Origin of the sequence: Streptomyces sp. WAC 04229 (assembly GCF_003947455.1) — a bacterium.
Taxonomy (GTDB): Bacteria; Actinomycetota; Actinomycetes; order Streptomycetales; family Streptomycetaceae; genus Streptomyces.
In genome coordinates, this window is sequence record NZ_QHJH01000003.1 from 47065 (window position 1) to 70809 (window position 23745).

Annotated in this window: 19 protein-coding genes and 1 riboswitch; of the genes, 9 read left to right on the forward strand and 10 right to left on the reverse strand. The window is 72.6% G+C overall.

Going from position 1 to position 23745, the window contains the following annotated elements:
• Window positions 1-234 precede the first annotated feature (234 nt).
• Window positions 235-1164, reverse strand: coding sequence for a GNAT family N-acetyltransferase (locus DMH12_RS01390; protein WP_125489662.1), 930 nt, complete (start codon window positions 1162-1164; stop codon window positions 235-237).
• A 170-nt stretch (window positions 1165-1334) separates the two neighbouring features.
• Between DMH12_RS01390 and DMH12_RS01395 the strand changes: the two genes are divergently transcribed.
• Both DMH12_RS01395 and metE read left to right on the forward strand, forming a co-directional pair.
• Window positions 1335-1769 carry a hypothetical protein gene (locus DMH12_RS01395; RefSeq protein ID WP_125489663.1) on the forward strand — a complete coding sequence of 145 codons (435 nt, stop codon included), beginning with the start codon at window positions 1335-1337 and terminating at the stop codon, window positions 1767-1769.
• Window positions 1770-1842: 73 nt separating this feature from the next.
• Window positions 1843-2066: riboswitch (cobalamin riboswitch) on the forward strand.
• Window positions 2067-2237: 171 nt separating this feature from the next.
• Entirely contained in the window at window positions 2238-4556 is a 2319-nt protein-coding gene (gene metE / locus DMH12_RS01400; RefSeq protein ID WP_125489664.1) for a 5-methyltetrahydropteroyltriglutamate--homocysteine S-methyltransferase, read from the forward strand.
• 65 nt (window positions 4557-4621) lie between these two features.
• On the opposite strand, the gene DMH12_RS01405 is transcribed toward metE, so the two are convergent.
• Both DMH12_RS01405 and DMH12_RS01410 read right to left on the reverse strand, forming a co-directional pair.
• Window positions 4622-6442 carry an RICIN domain-containing protein gene (locus DMH12_RS01405; protein ID WP_125489724.1) on the reverse strand — a complete coding sequence of 607 codons (1821 nt, stop codon included), beginning with the start codon at window positions 6440-6442 and terminating at the stop codon, window positions 4622-4624.
• Window positions 6443-6535: 93 nt separating this feature from the next.
• Entirely contained in the window at window positions 6536-8335 is a 1800-nt protein-coding gene (locus DMH12_RS01410) for a beta-galactosidase family protein (protein ID WP_125489665.1), read from the reverse strand.
• A 203-nt stretch (window positions 8336-8538) separates the two neighbouring features.
• On the opposite strand from DMH12_RS01410, the gene DMH12_RS01415 reads away from it, so the two are divergent.
• Window positions 8539-9570 (forward strand): LacI family DNA-binding transcriptional regulator, encoded by a 1032-nt coding sequence (locus DMH12_RS01415; protein ID WP_125489666.1) that lies wholly within the window; start codon window positions 8539-8541, stop codon window positions 9568-9570.
• Here DMH12_RS01415 and DMH12_RS01420 read toward each other — a convergent pair.
• From DMH12_RS01420 to DMH12_RS01435, 4 genes are read right to left on the reverse strand one after another with little or no spacing between them, the layout of a single operon-like run.
• Window positions 9560-11515, reverse strand: a complete 1956-nt coding sequence (locus DMH12_RS01420) for a glycogen debranching N-terminal domain-containing protein (RefSeq protein WP_125489667.1) — start codon at window positions 11513-11515, stop codon at window positions 9560-9562. The genes DMH12_RS01415 and DMH12_RS01420 overlap by 11 nt on opposite strands.
• The gene (locus DMH12_RS01425; RefSeq protein WP_260473966.1) at window positions 11512-12933 is read right to left on the reverse strand and encodes an MGH1-like glycoside hydrolase domain-containing protein; all 1422 of its coding nucleotides are present in this window, start codon (window positions 12931-12933) and stop codon (window positions 11512-11514) included. Before DMH12_RS01425 ends, DMH12_RS01420 begins: the two co-directional genes overlap by 4 nt.
• Window positions 12930-13730, reverse strand: a complete 801-nt coding sequence (locus DMH12_RS01430; RefSeq protein WP_125489668.1) for a sugar phosphate isomerase/epimerase family protein — start codon at window positions 13728-13730, stop codon at window positions 12930-12932. Before DMH12_RS01430 ends, DMH12_RS01425 begins: the two co-directional genes overlap by 4 nt.
• Before the next feature lie 41 nt (window positions 13731-13771).
• A complete protein-coding gene (locus DMH12_RS01435; RefSeq protein ID WP_125489725.1) occupies window positions 13772-14818 on the reverse strand; it encodes a zinc-binding alcohol dehydrogenase in 1047 nt (348 codons plus the stop codon).
• Window positions 14819-14988: 170 nt separating this feature from the next.
• On the opposite strand from DMH12_RS01435, the gene DMH12_RS01440 reads away from it, so the two are divergent.
• From DMH12_RS01440 to DMH12_RS01460, 5 genes are read left to right on the forward strand one after another with little or no spacing between them, the layout of a single operon-like run.
• Entirely contained in the window at window positions 14989-16392 is a 1404-nt protein-coding gene (locus DMH12_RS01440) for an ABC transporter substrate-binding protein (protein ID WP_125489669.1), read from the forward strand.
• 30 nt (window positions 16393-16422) lie between these two features.
• Window positions 16423-17442 (forward strand): carbohydrate ABC transporter permease, encoded by a 1020-nt coding sequence (locus DMH12_RS01445; RefSeq protein ID WP_125489670.1) that lies wholly within the window; start codon window positions 16423-16425, stop codon window positions 17440-17442.
• Window positions 17439-18323: a carbohydrate ABC transporter permease gene (locus DMH12_RS01450; RefSeq protein ID WP_125489671.1), complete on the forward strand. Its 885-nt coding sequence runs from the start codon at window positions 17439-17441 to the stop codon at window positions 18321-18323. The genes DMH12_RS01445 and DMH12_RS01450 overlap by 4 nt, the downstream gene beginning before the upstream one ends.
• Window positions 18324-18338: 15 nt before the next feature.
• Complete coding sequence (locus DMH12_RS01455) at window positions 18339-19541, forward strand: ROK family transcriptional regulator (protein ID WP_185832094.1); 1203 nt, start codon at window positions 18339-18341, stop codon at window positions 19539-19541.
• Between the two features lie 49 nt (window positions 19542-19590).
• Window positions 19591-20484, forward strand: coding sequence for a Gfo/Idh/MocA family protein (locus tag DMH12_RS01460; RefSeq protein ID WP_125489673.1), 894 nt, complete (start codon window positions 19591-19593; stop codon window positions 20482-20484).
• On the opposite strand, the gene DMH12_RS01465 is transcribed toward DMH12_RS01460, so the two are convergent.
• From DMH12_RS01465 to DMH12_RS01475, 3 genes are all read right to left on the reverse strand, one after another.
• Window positions 20471-21847 (reverse strand): serine/threonine-protein kinase, encoded by a 1377-nt coding sequence (locus DMH12_RS01465; RefSeq protein WP_260473968.1) that lies wholly within the window; start codon window positions 21845-21847, stop codon window positions 20471-20473. The genes DMH12_RS01460 and DMH12_RS01465 overlap by 14 nt on opposite strands.
• Window positions 21848-21977: 130 nt before the next feature.
• A complete protein-coding gene (locus DMH12_RS01470; RefSeq protein ID WP_125489674.1) occupies window positions 21978-22385 on the reverse strand; it encodes a RidA family protein in 408 nt (135 codons plus the stop codon).
• Between the two features lie 118 nt (window positions 22386-22503).
• Window positions 22504-22971, reverse strand: coding sequence for a GtrA family protein (locus DMH12_RS01475; protein ID WP_260473969.1), 468 nt, complete (start codon window positions 22969-22971; stop codon window positions 22504-22506).
• 194 nt (window positions 22972-23165) lie between these two features.
• Between DMH12_RS01475 and DMH12_RS01480 the strand changes: the two genes are divergently transcribed.
• Window positions 23166-23741, forward strand: coding sequence for a tellurite resistance TerB family protein (locus tag DMH12_RS01480; RefSeq protein WP_122617782.1), 576 nt, complete (start codon window positions 23166-23168; stop codon window positions 23739-23741).
• Window positions 23742-23745 lie beyond the last annotated feature (4 nt).

Sequence of the window (23745 nt, forward strand, 5' to 3'; positions counted from 1 at the left end):
TCGTCGCGGACAGGGCTGCTCGTCTACGACTCCGACTGCCCCGGCTCCGCGGACAGGACCTGACGACGGGCCCGGCCCTGCCGGTGATCACGGTGCTGCGGCGCCGCCCGCCCCGCATCACGGACCGCGCCCACGCGTGGACGTACGTGGCGCTGCTCGGCGCGGTGACGGTCGCGATGGTGGTCTGACACGCTGGCCGAGGGCACGGACCGCCGCCCGGTGCCGCACCGGGCGTCAGCCGATGACGGCCTCCCAGGTGTCGACCGCGAAGTGGACGGTCATGCCGTTGCGGCCGTAGAGGCGCGGTGCGCCGGTGGCGTTGGCCGTGTCGACCCCGAGGCCCACCGTGTCCCGGCCCCGCGCGGCGAAGTGCGCGAAGGCGTGCCGCAGGAGGAATCCCCCCAGGCCCCTCCCCCGCGCCTCGCCCAGCACGCCGAGGGCGCGGATCCAGCCCATGGCCTCGCGGTCGTCCCGGGCCAGCAGGAAACCGGCGTCCCCCAGGCCGTCGGTGGCGGCGATCCACACCAGGGACCAGTCGAGCCCCTCGGCGTCGATGTCGCTGAGCCAGAGCCGGTACGGGCGCGGCTGGAAGTCGAAGTGCCCGGCGAACGCCTGCTGGTACAGCTCGTGCACCCGGACACGGTCCGCCTCCGTCGCGCAGGCGCGCACGCTCACCCCGGCCGGGGCCCGCGGCGGCAGGTCGGCCGCCGGGTCCACCGCCCGGCGCAGGACGTGGTGGGACCGGACGATGCGCCAGCCCCGTTCCGCGAGGAGCGCGGTGTCGGTGGTGGGCCGGGCGTTGAGGTGCAGGTGGACTACGGCCCGAGCGGCCCCGTTGGCCCGTGCCTTGGCGAGGGCGCGGTCCTCCATGGCGGCCAGCAGCCGCAGGCCGGTGCCCTGGTGGCCGGGGAGCACGTAGTGGTCGATGTCCACGCGCTCGCCGCCGGACTCGTCCCACAGCAGCCCGTACGCCACCAGCAGGCCGCCGTCGAAGGCGAGCCACGAGTCCCGGGTCAGATCCGTCTCGGGATGCTTCAGGTCGGCCTCGACGGTGTGCTGGTCGGTCTCGGGGCGGCCGATCTCGATCCGGTCGATCTCGTTGAGGAGCTGGGTGATGGCGGGCGCGTCGGCAAGGGTGGCCGGCCGCAGGTCGGCGGTGGACATGAGAGCAGAATCGGGGGCGTCGGCGGGCGCCCGCAACGGAATTTCCGCCCTTTACGCCGCTGAGGACCCGCCCGGACGCGGACGGGCGCGATGAGTGGACGTAGGTCCGCGAACCGCGGGCATACGGGTGTCCTGAGGACCTTCTCCGTCGCCGACCACGGGAGTCTCCTGTGACACCGAGCCTGCGCACCGCACGCGGGTGCCGTGCCGCCGCCGTGCTCCTGCTCGCCGCCGCCTGGTACGGGGGCAGCCACCACCCCTGGCTCGCCCTGCCCGGTCTCTACGCCGCGGGGGTCATGGCCTGGTGCGCGGCCCGGGAGGGAGCCGAGCACCGGCGCCGGACGGTCCTGGCGCGCCGGGCCGAACTCCTGGCCCGCCCGCCTCACGGGCAGCCGGTCGGTCTCACCCCCTGCTGCGCCTTCTGGCGGCACTCCGACGGCGCCGTGCACGGCCCGGAGTGCACCCGCCCCGCCGCCGCCCGCGTCCCCGTGGGCGCCGACTGCTGCGAGGTGTGGTGGACCTCGCTGGGCTCGGCGCACGACACGGCCTGTCCGTGGCACGTCGGCGCGCCGGACCGGAACCGGAGCGACTGGGCTCCGCAGTAGTCCGCCGGCGGCGTGTCCCGCCGCCCCGTCCGCATGCCGGACGCGACCGGCCGGTGCCGGGTCCGGTCCCGGTAGGGTGAACGGTGCAGCTGGTTCGCCCCGTCCGCCAGGCGGGATGCGTCGCAAGAGGGAACCCGGTGGGAATCCGGGACTGCCCCGCAGCGGTGAGTGGGAACGACCGCCGTCATACGCACTGGGTCCGACGTACCGGGCCCGGGAAGCGACGGCCACTAGGTGTCCTCCGGACGGAGGGCGTGCCCGCGAGTCCGAAGACCTGCCAACTGCCCGCGTGCGGACCGTTCCGCGCGCGGACATCCCGGTGACCTCGAGGGCGGGTCGGCGTACACACCAGGCGGAACGACCGTGCCTTTGCCGCGCGGGTCGTCACCGTCCGGCTGTCAGCCACGACCTTCGCGCTCTCGTCCCGTCCCCGGGATCTCAGGGATTCATCTCGCGAAGGAGATCTCCGTGACAGCGAAGTCCGCAGCCGCGGCAGCACGGGCCACCGTGTACGGCTACCCCCGCCAGGGCCAGAACCGTGAACTGAAGAAGGCCATCGAGGGCTACTGGAGGGGCCGCGTCACCGCCGACGCCCTCCACACCACCGCCGCCGAACTCCGGCGGAACAACCGGCGGCAGCTCGCCGACTCCGGCATCCACGAGGTGTCCACCGGCGACTTCTCGTACTACGACCACGTCCTCGACACCACGGTCATGGTCGGCGCGATTTCCGAACGGCACCGCGCCGCCGTCGCCGCCGACGCGACGGACGGCTACTTCGCGATGGCCCGCGGCACCCAGGACGTGGCGCCGCTTGAGATGACCAAGTGGTTCGACACGAACTACCACTACCTCGTCCCCGAACTCGGTCCCGACACCGTCTTCACGGCCGACTCCACCAAGCAGGTCGCCGAGCTGAAGGAGGCCCTCGCCGAGGGCCTCACCGCCCGTCCGGTCCTGGTCGGCCCCGTCACGTACCTGCTGCTCGCCAAGCCCGCTCCCGGCGTGCCCGCGGACTTCGAGCCGCTCACGCTCCTGGACCGGCTGCTTCCCGTGTACGCCGAGGTCCTCGCCGACCTGCGTGCGGCCGGAGCCGAATGGGTCCAGCTCGACGAACCCGCCCTCGTGCAGGACCGCACCCCGGCCGAGCTGAATGCCGCAGAGCGCGCCTACCGTGATCTCGGTGCCCTGCCCGACCGGTCCAAGCTGCTGGTCGCCTCGTACTTCGACCGGCTCGGCGACGCCCTGCCGATGCTGGCCAAGGCACCGGTGGACGGGCTGGCGCTGGACTTCACCGAGGCCGCCGCCGCCAACCTCGACGCGCTCGCCGCCGTCGGTGGACTGCCCGGCAAGCGATTGGTCGCCGGTGTGGTCAACGGCCGCAACATCTGGATCAACGATCTGCAGAAGTCGCTGTCCACCCTCGGCACCCTGCTCGGGCTCGCCGACCGTGTCGACGTCTCCGCCTCCTGCTCCCTGCTGCACGTCCCGCTGGACGCGGCCCTCGAGCGGGACATCGACCCGCAGATCCTGCGGTGGCTCGCGTTCGCCCGGCAGAAGACCTCCGAGATCGCCACGCTCGCCAAGGGCCTCGCCCAGGGCACCGGCACCATCACCGGCGAACTCGCCGCCAACCGCGCCGACCTCGCCTCCCGGGCCACCTCACCCATCACCCGCGACCCCGCCGTCCGCTCCCGTGCGGAGGCCGTGACGGACGCCGACACCCGTCGTTCCCAGCCGTACGCCGAACGGGCCGCGGCCCAGCGCGCCCACCTCGGGCTGCCCCTGCTGCCGACCACCACCATCGGCTCGTTCCCGCAGACCACCGAAGTGCGCACCGCGCGCGCCGACCTGCGCGCCGGGCGCATCGACGAGGCCGCTTACGAGGAGCGCATCAAGTCGGAGATCCAGGAGGTCGTCTCCTTCCAGGAGAAGACCGGAATCGACGTCCTGGTGCACGGCGAGCCCGAGCGCAACGACATGGTCCAGTACTTCGCCGAGCAGCTGACCGGCTACCTCGCCACCCAGCACGGCTGGGTCCAGTCGTACGGCACCCGCTACGTCCGTCCGCCGGTCCTGGCCGGTGACATCTCCCGCCCCCAGCCGATGACCGTGCGCTGGACGAACTACGCCCAGTCCCTGAGCGACCGCCCGGTGAAGGGCATGCTCACCGGGCCGGTCACCATGCTCGCCTGGTCCTTCGTCCGCGACGATCAGCCCCTCGGCGACACCGCCCGCCAGGTCGCTCTCGCCCTGCGCGACGAGGTGAACGACCTGCAGGCCGCCGGCACCTCGGTCATCCAGGTGGACGAGCCCGCGCTGCGCGAGACCCTGCCCCTGAGGGCCGCCGACCACGCCGCCTATCTGGCGTGGGCGACCGAGGCGTTCCGGCTCAGCACGAGCGGGGTGCGTCCGGACACCCAGATCCACACCCACATGTGCTACGCGGAGTTCGGCGACATCGTCCAGGCCATCGACGACCTCGACGCCGACGTCATCAGTCTGGAGGCAGCCCGCAGCCACATGCAGGTCGCCCGGGAACTGGCCGCGCACGGCTACCCCCGTGAGGCCGGGCCAGGCGTCTACGACATCCACTCCCCGCGGGTCCCGAGCGCCGACGAGGCCGCCGACCTCCTGCGCACGGGCCTGAAGGCCATCCCGGCCGAGCGGCTCTGGGTCAATCCCGACTGCGGGCTGAAGACCCGCGGCTGGCCCGAGACCCGCGCGTCGCTGGAGAACCTGGTCGCCGCCGCCCGCACGGTCCGCGGTGAGCTGCCCGCTTCCTGACCGGAGCGTGCCGGCGCCGGGCCGGGACACCGCACGTGTCCCGGCCCGGCGCTCACACCGTGACGTCAGCCGGCCCGCCCCGTCGGGGTGAGGGTCAGCGTCTGCTCGCCGGGGCCGCGCCGGCCGCCGACCCGGTCGCCGGTGCTGTCGGTCCAGGAGCGGACGGGCGTGGTCTCGGCGCGCCGGTGGGGGTCGCCGGAGACGCCGATCACCAGGCCGCTGTAGCGGTTGACCAGCCGGTACGTGCTGTCGGTGGTGCCGTCGGCGGAGGTGCCGGGGATGACGAACCACTGCTGTCCGACGGAGGGTCCGCCGCTGCCGGGGCGGGTGACGGTGGGCTTGGTGCCCCAGGCCCGGCCGGCCGTCGTGGTGGAGTCGACGCCGAGCAGCCTGCCGGTCGCGGCGTTGGCGATGCGGTAGGAGCCGTCGCCGTTGCCGGTGAAGACCCACGCCGCCAGTCCGGACGGCTTCGGCCCGCGCACCGACGTGGTGGCGGAGCCGTGCGCGGTCCTCTGGGCCAGGGCCCGGCCGTCCGCCCCGGTGATCCGGTACGTCTCGTCCACGTCGACCGGTGCCGCCGGGTCGGAGGTGCCGATGGTGATGTCGACGTACTCGGCGTCCTTGCCGTCCGAGCAGCCGAAGGAGCAGTACGAGCGGAACGACTTGCCGACGATGCCGGAGCCGGTCCTGTTCACACCGTCGAGGAACCAGCGGTACCAGGACGCGTTGGTGTGGTCGCCGGTGTCGCCGATCGGGAACCACTTCTGCGTGGCGAGGTCGTCGGTGGCGTAGAACTGCTGCGGGGCGTCGCCGCTCTGGTCGACCGCCTGGGGTTCACCCACGTACAGGCCCAGGTGGGCGTTGTAGGTGATGTCCATGACGAACAGGGGCGAGGTCGGGGGCATCTCGCCCGCGGCCACCTGCTCGTCGACCTTGCCGGGAGTGGCCGGGTCGTACTCGTCCGCCACGGGCGTGTAGCCGGTGTCCCCGGAGCCGCCGACCGGCACCATGTTGCTCTCGCGGCCCCCGACGCCGGGCTCGGACCAGGCGCCGTCGTACCACTTCTGCCAGGTGCCGGGCGCCATCTTGCCGGACATCGGCGCGCGGGCCACGTGGGCGTGGAACGCCTTCCAGCTGCCGCCCTTGTCCACGATCCGCGAGCCGTAGTAGACGTAGAAGTACCCGGAGGCGGTGTCGGCGAACAGGCGGGGGTCGCCGTCGCCGTAATGGTAGGTCTGCTGCCCGAACGCCTCGGTGTCACCGCGCTTCGTGCTGTACGGCGAGGTGATGACGTGGTCCTCGACGGACCAGGTCCGGCCCTGGTCGCGGGAGACCGCCAGGTCGATGCCGTCGTAGTGGAGGCCGTCGGCGAAGGGCTGCGGGGTGAACTCGTTGTGCACCAGCCCGTACCAGTCGCCGGTGTCCGGGTCCACCCACACACCCGCCAGGTCGCAGTAGTTCTTCTGCGCGTAGTGCGAGCCGGCGGGCGGGAACGTGGACTCCTTGCCGGTCGGGCTGTTGTTGCACCGCCAGGTGGTGTCGTCGTTGCGGTCCCTGGGCTCGTCGGGGTCGGCGGCGTCGCTGATCGCGTCGGACCGTTCGGCGGTGTCGAAGTCCGTGCCGGTGTAGAAGCTCCAGGCACGGCTGTCGTCGGCGCCGTACAGCGCGTGGGCCTGCTGGTAGTAGAAGGTGCCGTCCTTGTCGATGTAGGTGGCGGCGGGGGTGTCGTCGGGCCGGGTCCAGGAACCCTTGTCCCCGACGGTGACGGTGTAGGTGGTGCCGGGGTCGGACGCGGACGCGGGCGGGGACCCGAGGGACGCGCCGCCGGCGAGGGCGAGCGCGGTGGCGACGGCCGCGAGGGCGAGTCTGCTCCGGGGAGCGGTCAACCGTGACACGGGTACTCCTCAACTCGTGTTGCTACCAGTGGGGGTTGGTGAACCGATTGCGGTGTGCGGGCCGGTGAGCGGGGGCGGGCGCGGTCAGTCGAACGTCTCGACGTACTCCTCGGCCGGTCCGAGGTCGGGGCGGTCCACGAGGGCGACGTGGTCGCCGAGGCGTTCCAGCTCCAGGACGGTGAGGGTGTTGGGGCCCGGGCGGAGGAGGGGGCGGGGCAGGTACAGCGTGGTCTGGGGGCCCGCCTCCCAGTAGCGTCCGAGCAGCATGTCGCCGGCCCAGACGAAGCCCTTGGCGAATCCGGGCAGGGTGAGGAAGGTGTCGGCGGGTTCGGGGACGTCCAGCACCGCGGTGGCGAACCCGGCCGTGCCGCCGGGCCCGGCGGCCGACGTGGCGCGGGCGATGTCGTGCGGCGACCACTCGTCCAGCGGGAGCGGGTGCATGGTCCAGCCGTGCACGAGCCGGCGCTCCACCCGTACGCCGCCGAGGATGCCCTTGCCCTGGCCGAGGAGCGGCCCGTAGTTGATCCGCCCCTGGTTCTCCACCAGCAGCTCCAGCCGGACGCGCGCACCGGTGCCGGTCAGGGGGAAGGAGGCGGTCTCGCGGTCGAGTACGGCGACGGGCACGCCGTCGGCGAAGACCTGGGCCCGGTCGTGCAGGCCGGTCACGGTCACCTCGTGGCGGCCGGGGGGCAGCAGGGGGTGGGCCGTGTAGAGCACGAGGCCGGCGGACTGGCCGAGCTCGTCGAAGCCGAGCGGCACGGGCGCGCGCACGGGCTCGGCGGCGGCGCGCACTCCGTCGAGCAGGGCCGCCCGCCGGGTCACGGGCAGCGTCGCGGGCGGCAGCAGGGGCGGGTCGGCGGGCAGGGGCCGCGGGCGCGCCGGGCCGCCGGGCACGGTGGCGAACCTCTCCCGCAGTGCGTGGAACTTGGGGGTGAGCGCGCCGTGTTCGGCCACCGGGGCGTCCGAGTCGTAACTGGTGACCGTGGGTTGCAGGGACTCCCCGTCGTGGTTGGCGCCCGCCCACAGGCCGAAGTTGGTGCCGCCGTGCGCCATGTAGAGGCTGACCGAGCCTCCCGCGTCGAGGATGTCCCCGACGTCCCGGGCGGCGCTCTGCGAGGACCGCACGTGGTGCTTCTCGCCCCAGTGGTCGAACCAGCCGTTCCAGAACTCGGCGCAGAAGAAGGGTTCACCGGGCCGGCGTGCGCGCAGGAGTGCCGCCGCCTCCTCTGGCCGGGAGCCGAAGGTGGCGGCCGCCAGTTCACCGGGGACACTGCCGCCGTCGAGCATGAGCGGGGTGGGGCCGTCGGCGGTGTAGAGCAGTTCGGTGATGCCGCGGCCGGTCAGGGCGTCCCGCACCCAGCGGACGTAGTCGTGGTCGTCGCCGTAGCTGCCGTACTCGTTCTCGATCTGGACGGCGACGACCGGTCCGCCGTGTACGGCCTGGAGTTCGGCCAGGCGCGGGACGAGCGCGTCGAACCAGCGGCCGACCGCTTCCAGGTAGGGGCCGTGACTGGTGCGCAGCCGCATGCCGGGGGTGCCGGTGAGCCAGGCCGGCAGCCCTCCGTTGTCCCACTCGGCGCAGATGTAGGGGCCGGGCCGCACCATCACGTCGAGGCCGGTCCGCTGGGCCAGCCGGGCGAAGCGCGCGATGTCCCGCCAGCCGTCGAAGTCGGCCTCGCCGGGGCGGCGTTCGTGGAAGTTCCACGGAACGTAGGTGTCCACGGTGTTGAGCCCGAGGGCCGCCAGCCGGTCCAGGCGGTCGGCCCACTGCTCCGGGTGGACGCGGAAGTAGTGCAGCGAGCCGGACAGGACGCGGTGCGGGCGGCCGGCGCGCAGGAACGCTCCGTCGGCGTGGGTGAGTGCGGGTGTGCGGGGGAGGGTCACTCGACGGCTCCGGTGGTCGTGCCGGCCCCGCCCCGGTTGTTATCGATCCCTGGGCGAAGGCGGGTGCTGTCCCGCTTGACTATGGCAGAGAATGTTATCGATGCCAACAGGTTGGAACGGGCACGGCCGCAGGCCCGGGAAACGCCAGGTGAGTGCTCATGTCAGCGATATCATCGACCGGGAGGCACCCGAGGAAGGACCGCATGACGAAGCAACAGGGCGACGGCGGGCGACGGCCGCCGGGTATGACCGACGTGGCCCGCGCCGCCGGGGTGTCCGCACAGACGGTGTCACGGGTGCTCTCGGGCCATCCGCACGTGCGGGAGAAGACCCGGGCCGACGTCATGGCCGCGGTGGCCAGGCTCGGCTACCGGCGCAACAACGCGGCCCGCATGCTCTCCTCCGGGCGCAGCCGCACGATCGGCGTGGTGACCCTCCGCACCACGTTCTACTCACGCGCCCTGGTCACCTCGGGCATCGAGGGCGCCGCGCAGGCCGCCGGATACACGGTGAGCACCGCGACCACCGCCTCGCTGGACACCTCCGCCATCGAGGACGCGCTGTCCCGGCTCACCGACCAGGGCGTGGAGGGCATCATCCTGTCGGTGCCGCTGATCCACACGAGCCCGCGGCTCGAAGAGCTGACCCGGGCCACGCCCACGCTCACCATCGACGGCTCCCGCACCGACGCCACCGAGGTCGTCGCCGTGGACCAGTCCCTGGCGGCCCGGCTGGCCACCCGGCATCTGCTGGACCTCGGCCACGAGACGGTCTGGCACCTCGCAGGCCCGGAGCAGTGGCTGGAGGCCGCCAGCAGACGGGAGGGCTGGCGGACCACGCTGGAGGCCGCCGGGCGCGCGGTGCCGCCGCCGCTGGAGGGCGACTGGTCACCCGCCTCGGGGTACCGGGGCGGCCTGGTCCTGGGCCGGATCCCGGACGCGACGGCGGTGTTCGTGGCGAGCGACGAGATGGCGTTCGGCGTCGTCCGGGCCCTGCGCGAACTGGGGCGGCGCGTCCCGGAGGACGTCTCCGTGGTGGGCGTCGACGACATCGAGCTGGCGGAGTACTGCGCACCGCCCCTGACCACCGTCGCCCAGCCCTTCGCGCAGATGGGCGAACTCGCCGTCGCCCACCTGCTGCGCTACATCGCCGCCCCCGAGACGGTGCCCGAACCGGCGTCGGTGGAACCGCGCCTCGTCGTCCGCGCGAGCACGGCGGCACCCGTCAGGGACTGAGCGGCCCCTCCCCCGGGGCCTGTCGGACGATTCCCAGCGCCGTCCGCAGGGCCAGCGGGGTGGCCGCCGCCCAGGCCTGCGGGGAGCAGGAGTGGGGGTACGGGACCGGTGCGGGGGTCGCGGAGCGGTCGTAGCCGGCCAGGACCTCGGGCAGCCGGTGGCCGTGGTGGGACGCCGCCGCGATCAGGCCGTCGGCGACGGTGCGCACCTCGTCCGCGAGTCCCTGGCGGGCCAGGCCCAGCGCGACGACCGCGTTGTCGTGCGGCCAGGCGCTGCCCCGGTGGTAGGAGAGCGGGTGGTACGGGCGCTGCCCGGCGGCCAGGGTGCGGACGGCCCAGCCGGAGAAGAAGTCCGGCTCCAGCAGCCGCCTGCCCACCCGGCGGCCGCGGTCCTCGTCGAGGATGCCGGACCACAGCAGGTGCCCGGCGTCCGAGGCCAGCGCGTCGACCTGCCGGCCGTCGCCGTCCAGGGCGAGGGCCGGGAAATCCGCCCCGGGCATCCAGAAGTCCGACGTGAAGCGGTCGCGCAGCCCGGCGGCGGTCTCCCGCAGGCGGCGCGCGTAGGGTTCGTCGCCCCAGAGGCCGGCGGCGAGTTCGGCGGTGCGCAGCAGCGCGTCGTAGGCGTAGCCCTGTGCCTCCGAGACCGCGATCGGTCCCTCGGCCTGGGTTCCGTCGGCGAAGCAGACGGCGCCCTCGGAGTCCTTCCAGTTCTGGTTGACCAGACCGTTCGGGTCGGGGGTGTACACGAGGTAGCCGTGCCGTTCGAGGCCGCCGTCGGTGAGCATCCAGTCGACGGCCCGCCGGGCGTGCCGCTCCAGGCGGACGGCGAGGGTGCGGTCGCCGGTCGTCTCGTGGTGGGCGTGGAGCAGCACGAGGAAGAGCGGGGTGGCGTCGACGGCGCCGTAGTAGCGGCCGTACGGGACCTGCCGGAAGTGGGCGAGTTCGCCGTGGCGGGTCTCGTGGACGATGCGTCCGGGCTGCTCGCCGCTGAAGGGGTCGTGGCGCTCGCCCTGCACGGCGGCGAGCGCGCTCAGCACGGCGGCCGCCGTCGCGGGCCGGTACGGCAGCAGGAAGTACGAGGTCAGCAGCGAGTCCCGACCGAACAGGGTCATGAACCACGGGATTCCCGCAGCGGGGACGCGCAGGTGCTCGCCGTCGACGCCGGTGACCGGGATGGTCAGCAGATCGAGGTCGGCCAGTCCGCGTTCGCAGGTGCGGGTGAGGTCGTCCGGCGCGGACGCCTGGCCGTGCGCGTGCCGTCGGCCCGTGGCGGGGGCGGCAGGGGTGGAAGCGGTGTGTCCGTGCGGGTGGGCGCGGGCGGTCAGCCGCACCTCCGCCCGTCCGTGGGCGTCGAGCGGCAGCCGCCAGGACAGGGTCCGGACGGTGGCGTCCCCTTCCGGCTCCGCGGCTCCGGCCGTGTCCGGGGCGGGGCGGCAGGTGAGTTCCGTACGGGCGTGCCATGCGGCCCGCCGGTAGGTGAAGACCGGCCCGTCGGCGCGGTCGTGGGTCTCGTACTCGGCGCCGGGCTTGGCGTAGTGGCGGTCGTCGGCGCGGAGTTCGAAGAGGTCGGCGAAGTCGGCGCCGACGGTCAGCTCGACGTGGGCGGTCACGGGGTCGGGGCGGTTGCTGACCAGGGTCAGGTGCTCGGTGAACGCGCCCGCGGTGACGCTCTGCCGCCGGAAGACGGTGTAGGCGGGCGGGTGGTCCCGGGTGCCCTCGGGGGTCAGGACGCAGTCGGCCGTGTCGTCGCCGTCCGCCGTGGCGGGCACCAGGACGACGGGCGCGGTGCCGTCGACGGTGAGCCGCCAGCGGCTCAGGTGCCGGGCGTCCTGGAAGAACAGGCCGTCCGGCGCCGTGCCGCGGGTTCCGGTGATCCCACCGTCGGTGCCGAGCCGTACGAAGGTGGCGTCGCGTACGAGTTGGACGCGGGTTTCGGCCGTGGTCATGACCGGGCCTCCGCCAGGTCGTGCCCCGTCAGGTCGTACCCCGTCGGGTCGTACCCGGCCGGGTGGCCCGCCGCCGGGTGTGGGCTCAGCAGGTCGAGGGTGAGGGCGGCCGTCCAGGAGAAGTGCCGGGTGCCGCGGGCCGCTCCGGTGCCGGGGTCGACGTACTCGGCGAACCCCGAGCGTCCGGCCCGGGCGAGGAAGTCGGCGCGCAGCACGTCGGCGTCCTGCCGCAGGCCGTGGGTGCGCAGTCCCCGCTCGATCAGCCAGGCCGTGTTGAACCAGGCGGGGCCGCGCCAGTACCGGGTGGGGTCGAAGGCGGGGCCGGTCAGGTCGTAGCTCGGGACCAGCCGGGTGGCCGGGGCGCTGAAGTGCGGCCCGGTCAGCGTGGCGTGCAGGCTCCGGACGACGTCCTCGGGCAGGTGCGGGACGAGCAGCGGGACCAGGCCGCTGACGCTCCGTTCGTCGACGTGCGTGCCGGTGTGCAGGTCGCGGACGCGGAACAGTCCGGCCTCCCCGTCCCACAGACGGTCCACCAGCGCCCGGGTCAGTGCGGCGGCCCGTTCCGTGTGCCGCTCCCCCGGCAGGCCCAGTTCGCGTGCCGTGGCGGCGAGCGCCAGTTCGCTCACGGCCAGCAGCGCGTTGAAGGACGGGTCCTCCGCGGCGAACCGGTGGGGTGCCGTCCGGTCGTCGTAGCCGGCCTCCCGGTACTCGGTGGCCAGCCGCACGTAGCGGCCGTAGTCGAGGTCGGTGGGCCGGTCGGCGGGGTGGCCGTGGTCGAGGTCGGCGCGCCGGAAGGTGCCGGGCGGGCTGGGCTCGATCCGCTGGAGCGCCCGGTCCCAGCAGGGGCTGTTGTCCATGCCGGGTTCCCACGGGTGCACGACGGCCGCGAGGCCGCCGCCGCCGAGGTCGCGGCGGTCGAGGAGGTAGTCGTGCCAGGCGGCGAGGCGCGGGTGGACGCGGGCGAGGAACCCGCGGCGGCGGGACTCGTCCGGGTCGGCGCGGTGCACCAGCCAGGCCGCCAGGGCGTGCACGGGCGGCTGGACGATGCCCGAGGTCTCGGCGGCCGACGGCGCGCCCGCGGCGCGGCCGGCCCGGGAGGACTGCCAGAAGTCGGGGCTCGGGAAGTAGGCGTCGTGCGGCAGGGCCGGGTTGAAGACGATGTGCGGGACGCGGCCGTCCGCCCACTGCGCGGCCAGCAGGGACTCCAGTTCGCGCTGGGCGCGGCGCACCGACAGGTGGCGCAGCCCGATGGCGACGAAGGCGGAGTCCCAGCTCCACTGGTGCGGGTAGAGCGTGCGGGAGGGGACGGTGGAGGCGCCGGTCCAGTTGTCGAGGAGGACCCGCGCCGCACCGCGCCGCAGGGTCAGGTCTGCGGGCGCGGCGGGCGCGGGCCGGTCCAGGAGGTCGGGAGAGTTCACGCGCCGGACCTCGCGAGGAAGCCGGGGACGGAGCGCACGGCGTCCAGGGGGTCGCCGGTCAGCCGGCATTCGAGGGCGAGGTGGCCGTCGTAGCCGATGGTGTGCAGGGCACCGAGCCAGGCGGGCCAGTCGAGGTGTCCGGCACCGGGCTGGAAGCGGTTGGAGTCGGAGACCTGGGCGTGGCCGATGACGTCGGCGTGGGCGACGATCGCGGCGGCGGGGTCGGTCTCCTCGATGTTCATGTGGTAGCTGTCGATGCCGATCCGGACCGAGTCGAGGCCGACGGCGCGGATCAGGTCGGCGGCCTGGTCGAGCCGGTTGACCATGTGGTCCTCGTAGCGGTTGAGCGGCTCCAGGAAGAGCGTGACGCCCTCCTTGCGGGCGTGCTCGCCGAGTTCGGTGAGACCGGCGAGGAGCACCTCGCGGTCCTCCTCCTCGGTGCGCGGGGGCTCGAAGGGCGGCAGCCGGCGGGAGAACATGCCGTACGAGGCGGGCGTCTGGGCGCCCACACCGCCGATCTCGGCGATGACGGTGAGCTGGGACTTCATCTGGGCGACGGCATCGCGGCGGACGTCCTCGTCGAAGGCGCCGAGGAAGTGCAGCATGTCGACGCAGACGGTCGGCATGACGACGCCGTCCTCGCGGGCCTGCTTCAGTTCACCGAGGCGGGAGGCGAAGTGGAAGTCGCCCTTGCCGCGCAGTTCGATCGCGTCGTACCCGGCCTGCCGGGCGAAGTCCCACTTGGCCTGGAGGGTCTCCCCGGGCAGCAGCTGTTCCTGGACGGCGGTCTTGAGCATGGGGGGCCTTTCGGAAAATACCGGTCGCGAAGGAGCGGGGCTCAGAATTCGAGGACGACCTGCAGCGCCTCGGCGGGCCGCTCGTCCAGCAGTACGTAGGCGTCGGCCGCGTCGGCGACGGGGACGACGTGGCTCACCAGGGCGTCGACGTCGACCTGGCCCTCGGCGACCAGGCGGAGGAAGGTCTGCTGGAGGCGTTCGACGGTCCAGCGGTTGGAGAGCTGCGGTGGGACGCCGCCGATCTGGGAGCAGATCAGCTGGACCCGGTTGTGGTGGAACTCGTCGCCGAGCCGCAGGCCGATGCCGTCGCCCTGGTAGAAGCCGGAGGCCACCACGCGCCCGCCGGCGGCGACCGAGCGCAGCGCCTCGTGCAGGGCCGGGTAGGCGCCGCTGATCTCGATGGCGAGGTCGGCGCCGAGGCCGCAGGTGGCCTCGCGGACGCGTTCGGCGACGGCGTCGGTGCGGGCGTTGAGGGTGTGCTGGGCGCCGTACCGCTTCGCGGTCTCCAGGCGGCCGTCGAGGGCGTCCACCGCGGTGACGCGGGCGCCGCTGAGCCGGGCGAGCCGGGTGGTGAGCAGGCCGATGACGCCCTGCCCGAACACGGCGACGTCCTCGCCGAGGTGGATGTCACCGGCCAGGACGGCGTTGTAGGCGATGGCGCCGACCCGGGCGAAGGCGCCGGCCAGCGGTTCGAGGCCGGCCGGGAGGGTGTGGCCGATCATGCGCTCGGCGGGCACGATGCCCTCGCTGCGGTGGCCCCAGATGCCCCACACCAGGTCGCCGGCGACCGGCAGGCCGGGGGTGCCGGCCAGCTCCGGGGAGACCTCGACGACCTCGCCGACCTCGGAGTAGCCCCAGCCGGCCACCGGGTACTCGATGCCGGGCGCGCCGTCGCGGAAGAGCCGCGCCTCGGGGTCCCAGGTCCGGGTCAGATACGGGTTGGTGCCGCGGTAGGCGGTGAGTTCGGTGCCGGCCGAGATGCCCGAGTACCGGGTGCGGACGCGCAGGTGGCCGGGCGGCAGTTCGGCCCTGGCGTGCTCGGCGACCTCGACCTGGCGGGGGCCGGTGAACTGGACCACCCGCTCCACGGACGGCACGGGCGACGCTGCTGACTTCGGCGACACGGATGACACGGAGGGCTCCGGAAGGGTTGCTGATGCGGTTGCGTCGACAATATCCGCAACTTATGTCTTGTCAACAAGCAAAAGTGATGCTGTGATGCGTGGCGAGCAGACGTAAGCCGGAACGAGGACACTCAATGCGCATCAGGACCCTGCGGTCGAGGACGACCGCGGTCGGCGTCACGGCGGCCCTGGGAGTAGGGCTGCTCTCGGGCTGCGCGGGCAGCACCGGGCCCGGCAGGCCGGACCGTGAGATCACGGTCTGGTCCCAGGAGAACCTCCCCGACCGGGTCGCGGCGACGCGGAAGGTCGTCGACGGCTTCGAGAAGAAGACCGGGATCAAGGTCAAACTCGTCGGGGTCGACGAGGCCCAGATGCCGCAGCTGATCATGTCGGCGGCGGCCTCGGGCACGCTGCCCGACGTCATCGGCGCCGCCCCCATGGGCCAGGTCTGGCAGATGTACACCAACGGCCTGCTGAACACCGACATCCCGAAGCGGATCGTCGGCGAACTGGGCCGGGACACGTTCAACGCCAACGCGCTGGAGCTGACCTCAGACGGCGCCACCAGCCTCGGCGTGCCCTCCGACGCCTGGCTCCAGTTGCTGGTCTACCGCAAGGACCAGTTGGCGCAGAAGGGCCTGCCGGCGCCCGACACGTACGCGAAGACGCTGGCCGCCGCCAAGGCGCTGACCACCAGGGGCCACGACGGCATCTCGGCGGCCACCGACCCGAGCGACGTCTTCACCTCGCAGAGCTTCGAGAGCGTCGCCCTCGCCAACGACTGCCAACTGGTCGACGACCGGCACGAGGTCGCCCTCGACTCCCCGCGGTGCGAGACCGCCTTCCGCACCTACGACCAGCTGGCCCGCGCCTACGGGGCGCCCGGCACCCAGACCGTGGACTCCACCCGGGCCACCTACTTCGCCGGCCGCTCCTCGATGGTCGTCTGGTCCTCGTTCCTGCTCGACGAACTCGCCGGCCTGCGCAAGGACGCCCTGCCCAGCTGCCCGCAGTGCGCGAAGGACCCCCAGTACCTGTCGGACAACAGCGGCATCGTCACCGCGATGAAGGGCCCCGACGCCGAGGAGGCGGCCCAGTTCGGCGAGATCACGTCCTGGGTGGCCACCAAGACCGCCGAGACCGCGGCGTCCCGCGAGTTCATCGAGTACATGATGGGCACCGGCTACGAGTCCTGGTTCGGCATGGCACCCGAGGGCAAGATCCCGGTCCGCAAGGGCACGGCCGCCGACCCTCGGCGCTACCTCGAATCGTGGCGCCACAGCGAGATCGGCGTCGACACCCGCAAGCCGCTGGACGAGGTCTTCCCCGACAGCCTGCTCGACCAGCTCGCCGACGGCGTCAGCAACATGCGCCGCTGGGGCATCTCCCAGGGCGAGGGAGCCCTGGTCGGGGCCACCAACGGCGAACTGCCCGTACCGAAGGCGGTCGGCGCCATGACCAGCGGCCAGCGCTCACCGTCCGAGGCGGCGCGCGACGCCGCCGAAGAGGTCGCCGCCCTGAAGAACTCCTTGCAGTAGCCGCCCGCCTGCACCTCACGAAGGTCCCTCATGACTACAGCTCCAGCCGGCGCACCGCAGCGCCGGGACTCCAGCCCCCGGTCCACCGGCCGGTCCGCCCCCTCGGGCCGCCGGCCGATGACCGCCAGCCGGCGGGCCAACCGGGCGGGACTCGCGTTCGTCTCCCCCACCTTCCTCGTGGTCCTCGTGGTGGTCGTGCTGCCCATCGCCTGGACCGTGCTGCTCGCCTTCCAGAAGGCCCGGCTCGTCGACATCCAGGGCATGAGCCTGTTCGGCAACTGGTCCCTGGACAACTTCGCGCAGGTCTTCGACTCGGCCGGCTTCTGGTCCAGCCTGGGCACCACGCTGCTGTACACGGCCGGCTCCACCGTCGGCTCCGTCGTCCTCGGCCTGATCGCCGCGCTCGCGCTGCGCAAGCCGTTCAAGGGACGCGGGCTGCTGCGCGCGGCGATGCTGCTGCCGTACGTCGCACCCGTCGTCGCCGTGGCCTTCGTCTGGGAGGTCGCGCTCAGCCCCCAGTACGGCGTGGTCAACGACTGGGGCAAGCGGTTGTTCGGCTGGGACGACCCGATCGCCTTCCTGTCCACCCGGGAGTACGAAGTCCACCTGCTGGGCCTGCACTTCGACATCCCGCTGGCGCTGCTGACCGTCATCGTCTTCGAGTGCTGGCGCTACTTCCCGTTCGCGTTCCTCTTCATCCTGGCGCGGCTGCAGGCGGTGCCCGACACGCTGGAGGAGGCGGCGCTGGTGGACGGGGCCACCCCGACCCAGCGGTTCCGGCACGTGCTGCTTCCCCAGCTGATGCCGGTCATCGCGCTGCTGTGCGTCCTGCGCTTCATCATGACGTTCAACAAGTTCGACGACGTGTACCTGCTCACCGGCGGCGGCGCAGGCACCGACGTGGCCGCCGTGCGTGTCTACGACTTCCTCACCGCCCGCTACGACGTGGGAGCCGCGGCCGCCCAGGCGCTCGTCCTGGCCGTCTCGCTGATGATCCTGCTGGGCTTCTACTTCAAGTTCTTCGGCAACAAGGTCCAGGAGGAAGCGTGACGCGCAAGGCGGCCCTGTCCCGGGCCCAGTTCGAGGAGCGGTTCTTCGGCGTACTGCGCTGGTTCGTCATCGCGTTCCTCGCGGTGATCACCCTGCTGCCGTTCTACTACATGGTGCTGCTGTCGCTGAAGCCCATCGACGCGCTCCTGCTCGACCCCGGATCCCTGTGGATCTCGGCGAAGGACTTCACCCTCTCCACCTACCAGGACGTGCTGCGCTCCACCTCCGACGGCGGCCAGGGCTTCCTGAAGTTCCTGCGCAACTCCGCCCTGGTCTCCCTCGGCACGGTGGTGCTCACCCTGGTGGCGGCGGTGCCCGGCGCCTACGCGATCAGCCGCCTGAAGTTCTTCGGCCACCGGCAGGTCAGCGCGCTGTTCCTGGCGGTCTACATGTTCCCGGCGACGCTGCTGGCCGTGCCGCTCTTCGTCATCTTCGCCCGGATCGGGCTCTCCTCCAGCCTGGTCGGCCTCGCCATCGTCTACGTCGCCCAGACCGTGCCGGTGTCGATCTACATGCTGAAGAACTACCTCGTCACCATCCCGGCCTCGATCGAGGAGGCGGCCGCGCTCGACGGGTGCTCCCGGCTGCAGACCGTCCGCAAGGTGATCCTGCCGCTCGCCCTGCCCTCGCTGATGGCGACCGGCCTCTACGTCTTCATGATCGCCTGGAACGAGTTCCTGTTCGCGCTGCTGTTCCTGGCCGCCGACCCCGGCCAGTGGACCGTCTCCCTGGGACTGGCCCAGCTGTCCAACGGCATCGAGGTGCCCAAGACCGTCCTGATGGCCGGTTCCGTGGTGCTGACGATCCCCGTGGTACTTCTGTTCTTCGCCGCCGAACGCCTGCTCACCGAGGGGCTGACCAGCGGTGCCGACAAGAGCTGAGCCGTGGGGGACTCCATGACGACGTCAAGTCAGGCCAGCGCGGGTGCGCTGCTGCAGCTGATCCGCAGCGGCCGCGCCAACACCCGCGCCGACCTCCAGCAGGCGACCGGGCTGTCCCGCTCCACGGTCGGACAACGCCTCGACCTGCTCAACCGCGCGGGGTGGCTGCGCCACGCCACGGGCAGTTCCACCGGCGGCCGCCCCTCCCACCGGATCGTGTTCGAACCGGGCCACGCCTCGGTGATCGCCTTCGACCTGGAGACCCGGCACGCCCGGGCCGCCGTACTCGACCTGGCGGGCACCATCCTGGCCGAGCACACCGCTCCGCTGGACGTCGCCGAAGGGCCCGAACACGTCCTGGACCGGCTGGCCGAGTGGTTCCCGGACCTCATCGCGGCGGCCGGGATCCCGGCCTCCCACGTGGCGGGCATCGGACTGTCCGTGCCGGGCCCGGTCGACTGGGAGTCCGGGCAGGTGATCGAGCCGCCGATCATGCCGGGCTGGGACCGGTACCCCATCAGGGAACGGCTCCAGAAGGCGTACGCGGCGAAGACGGGCCTGGACCCGGCGGCGCACGCGGTGCCGGTGCTCGTGGACAACGACGCCAACCTGATGGCGCTGGCCGAGTACCAGGCCAACCACCGGGACTGCGCCTCGTTCGTCCTGCTGAAGGTGTCCACCGGCATCGGTGCGGGGGTCGTCATCGGGGACAGCCTCTACCGCGGAATCGACGGCGGAGCCGGGGACATCGGGCACATCCGCCTGCACGACCGGTCCGACGCGCTGTGCATGTGCGGCTCCCACGGCTGCCTCGCGGCCGTCGCCAGTGGCCGGGCCATCGCCAAGGAGCTGTCCGCCCTCGGCCTCGACACGACGTCGGGCCGGGACGTGCGGCGGCTGCTCAACGAGGGGCATCCGGACGCGGTCCGGCTGGCCCGGGAGGCGGGACGGCGGGTGGGCGAGGTCCTGGTGACCGTCGTGACCCTGCTCAACCCCGGAGTGCTGATGATCGCCGGTGAGCTGTCCGGCGTGCCCTTCCTGACCGGGGTGCGGGAGCTGGTCTACCAGCGGGCCATGCCCCGCGCCACGGCCAACCTCCAGGTCGTCACCTCCCGGCTCGGCGACCACGCGGGACTCGTCGGGGCCGCCGCCATGGTCGTGGAGCACCTCTACTCCCCCGCCGGCGCCGACGCCCGGCTCGACCGCCTCGCACCGTGAGCACACCCCCGTGCCGCCGTGTGCCGTACCCCCCGAAGACAGGAACACCGTGAACGCTGTCCCCGCCCCCTGGACCGACCGGCCCGTCGAGGTCGGGCTCGTGGGCGCCGGCCCCTGGGCCCGCGCCATGCACGCCCGGGTACTGGCCGCCGGGCCGGAGACCCGGCTCGCCGCGGTCTGGGCCCGCCGCACCGAGGCGGCCCGGGAGGCCGCCGCGCCCTACGCCGCCCATGTCGCCGCCGGTTTCGAGGAGTTGCTGGACCACTGCGAGGCCGTGGCGTTCGCCGTGCCGCCCGCCGTCCAGGCCGAGCTGGCGCCCCTGGCGGCGAAGCGGGGCAAGGCGGTGCTGCTGGAGAAGCCGCTCGGCCCCGACCTGTCCGCGGCCCGCCGCGTCGCCGACGCCGTCGCCGAGGCCGGTGTCGTCTCCCAGCTGGTGCTGACCAAGCGCTACCACCCGGCCACCCGCGCCTTCCTCGAAGCCGCGCGTTCCGTCGAGGCGACCGGCGCACGCTCCTGTTACCTCCACGGCGCCTTCCTGGGCGGCGAGTTCGCCACCGGCTGGCGCCTGGAACACGGCGCCCTGCTCGACCTCGGCCCGCACCTCCTCGACCTGCTGGACGCCTCGGTCGGCCCCATCACGTCGATCCGCGCCACCGGCGACCCGCGCCGCTGGACCGAGTTGACCTGCACGCACGAGAACGGCGCCGTCAGCCAGGCCTCCCTGTCCGGCTCGGTGGCCGTCCCCCACGCGCTCACCCGCGTCGAGCTGTTCGGGCCGGACCAGCCGCTGGTCTACGACACGGCGGGCATCGACCACGAGGAGTGCTGGCCGATCCTGCGCCACGACTTCGCCACCGCGGTCCGCACCGGCACACCGACTCCGGTGGACGCCCGGCGCGGGCTGTACTTGCAGGGGCTGCTGGACCGGGTCACGTACGAGTAGCGCGCCCGCAGGTGCGATGCCGGGCCCTGCGGGTGCTGATGTCACGGTAGCCGTAGGCCGCGACTGACAACGCCGTTCCCCCGTAGATCACGGTCTTCGAGTAAGTCTTCATGCTGGCGAAGACGCTCGTCTGCTCTCCCTCCACCCCGATCATGACGGTGTCCACCAGCACGCCCATGCACAGCAGCGCCGCGATCGCGTAACCCGCCGCTCGCAGCGGTCTGCCGGAGCCTGGTGTGAGCGCGGCGGTCAGGCCCCAGAGGACAGCCAGGAGAACGAGGAATCCGACGACGGCAGGCGAGTGGAGTTCGGCGGCGTTCCAGTAGTCGAACGTCGAGACGAACAGCAGGCAGAGGGCCGCCGGAGGTCCGAACCGGGAAAGACTGTCCCGGTCCCGGTCCCGGTCCGCGGCCCTGTCGACGAAGGGCGCCGTGTCGGCGGGAACGGTGGGAGCGGGCCGAGGCGGTGGGCCCGGCACCACGGCCGTTCGCGTCGTGTCATGCGCGGGTCCACCCGCCGTGGGGCCGGCCTCATCGAGCCGTAGCAGGGCACGGGACAGGGCGGACGCGTCCGGGTACCTGTCCGCCGGCTCCTTGCTCAGCAGCGTCGTCACGAGTTCGTCCCAGGCGGCGGGCACCGGACGTACCGCACTCGGAACGGGCGGCGGCTGGGTGAGGTGGGCCGTGAGATACCCGACCGTGTCAGGGGCCTGGAAGGGAAGCCGCCCCGTGATCAGCTCGAAGAGCAGACAGCCCAGGGCGTACAGGTCGCTGCGCGGCTCCGGGAAGCCGCGCGCCTGCTCGGGGGCCATGTACGGCGGACTGCCCACGATGAAGCCGGTCTGCGTGATGCGGTCGGAGTTCGTACTGACGTCGGCGGCCCGCGCGACGCCGAAATCGAGGACCTTCACGACGCCGGACACGGAAACGAGGACGTTGGACGGCTTGATGTCCCGGTGCATGACGCCGGCCTCGTGCGCACTCGACAGCGCCTCGCTGATCTGGGCGCCCCAGCGGGCGGCTTGGGACAGAGAGACTGGCCCCCGGCCCAGCTTGGCGTCCAGGCCCTCCCCACGGAGCAGCTCCATCACCAGGAACGGCACCCGGTCACTTCCCGTGGTCTCGCCGAGGTCGTGTGTGGTCACGATGTTGGGATGCTGGAGCCGTGCCGTGAGGCGCGCCTCGCGCAGGAACCTGGCGCGCGTCTCGTCGCCTCGGCTGCCTCCGCCGGCCAGGAGTGAGATCACCTTGACCGCGACGAGCCTGTCCAGGGTCTCGTCCCGTGCCTCCCACACCTCCCCCATGCCGCCCGCACCGAGTTGGCGCACCGTCCGGTAACGGCCTCCCAGAAGCTGTCCCTGCACGTCCGAGCCTCCCGCGCCTCGAGTTCACCACCGTCAGTCAGTCAACAGGTGAACGAGCGAACTGACAGTCGAGCGCGAGGATAATGACGTGATCGTGACAGGAACGCCACCGGACCGGACCGTCCCGAGATCAGGCCAGGACCGCCGTGGCCTCCACCTCGACCAGGTGCTCGGGCACGTCCAGCGCCGCGACGCCCAGCAGAGTGGCCGGTGCGGCGGGGGTCTCGCCCAGTCTGGCGGCGGCGCGGGCGATGCCCTCGAGGAGCAGGGGCATCTTGTCGGGGGTCCAGTCGACGACGTGGACGTTCAGTTTCGCCACGTCGGCGAAGGTGGCGTCGGCCGCGGCGAGGGCGGTGCCGACGTTGACGTAGCACTGCTCGACCTGCGCGGCGAGGTCGCCTTCGCCGACGGTGGCGCCGTCGGCGTCCCAGGCGACCTGCCCGGCGACGAACACAAGTCTCGTGCCGGAGGCGACCGACACCTGCCGGTAGACGTCGGTCTCCGGCAGGTCCGCGGGGTTCACCAGCGTGATGGCCATGGCTGCTCTCTCCTTGCCCGTGCTCTCCAGTGGTTACCCGGGAACCGTAGGAGAGTGGCTGGTGACATGGAAGAACGCACTTTTCGGTGACCGGGGCACCTGTTGGTGACCGAGCAGGTCAGCGGCGGGCGCGGCCTCGGAAGACGGCGAGCCGCAGCACCAGGAAGCGCACCACGGTGACGGCGACGGACGTGGCGGCGAGGACCGCGGTCTCCGCGGCGGGCGAGGCGGCCGGCTGCTCGTGTCGGAACCACAGCACGGCGCCGGACGTGACCAGGTAGCCGAGCAGGAAGAGTCCGCCGGCCCCCAGATGGGCACGGACCGGCCCGGCGTCGGCGTGCCGGAACGTCAGGCGGCGGTTGGCCTCCGTGTTGAGCACGGTGAGGACCAGCAGGGAGACCAGGTTGGCGGCGGCCGGGGGCCACCACAGGCGCAGCGCCCAGTACAACGCCGCCTGTCCGGCGGTCGAGACGACGCCGATCGCGACGAACCAGCCGACCTCGCGCGACCACACCCTCCGCCGGACTGCGGGAACACGGGGCGGTCCGGCGGCCTCGGCGACCGACGCCCCCTTCAGCCGAGCCACACCGACGCCTCCACCCGGCCGACCGAAACGGCAACTCCTGGTCGCGCAGCCTACTACGGCACCGGTAGGCTCTTTGCTCTGTCTTTGCCTTCCGGGAACCCTGTGGTCCCGGAAGGCGTTGATCCTGATGACCGCGAGAGATCGCGGCCGGGCACCATGACCGACAAGCAGCAACAGAAGCCGAGGTGGCACGAGTGGCGATGTGGGACAAGATCAAGGACCAGGCCAAGACCTTCCAGCAGTCCCAGGGCACTCGGGGAGCGACCGGATCGGGGCACGGGGCGCAGGGGCACCAGCAGCCCGGCGGGACGGGCTCGTCCTCGGGCGGCTCCAAGGCCCAGCTGATGGGGTTGTTCAAGTCCCAGCTCGCCTCGGTCAAGACCGAACTCAAGAGCGGTTCCTACCGGGACGCGAGCATGGCCATGTGCGCGCTGGTCGCCGCGGCCGACGGCCAGGTGGAGCCGGCGGAGCGGCAGCGCGTCGAGGAGCTGATCGTCTCCAACGAGGTGCTGCAGAACTTCCCGGCGGACCAGCTCCGCCAGCGGTTCAACCAGCACGTGGACAAGCTTCTGGCCAACTTCCAGCTGGGCAAGACCGAGGCGCTCCAGGTGATCGCCAAGGCCGCCAAGAAGCCGCAGGAGGCGCGTGCGGTCGTCCAGACCGGCATGGTCGTGGCCGGGGCCGACGGCGTCTTCGAGCCGTCCGAGCAGCAGGCGATCCGCGAGGCGTGCACCGCGCTGGGCATCTCGCCGACGGAGTTCGGCGTCTGATTCA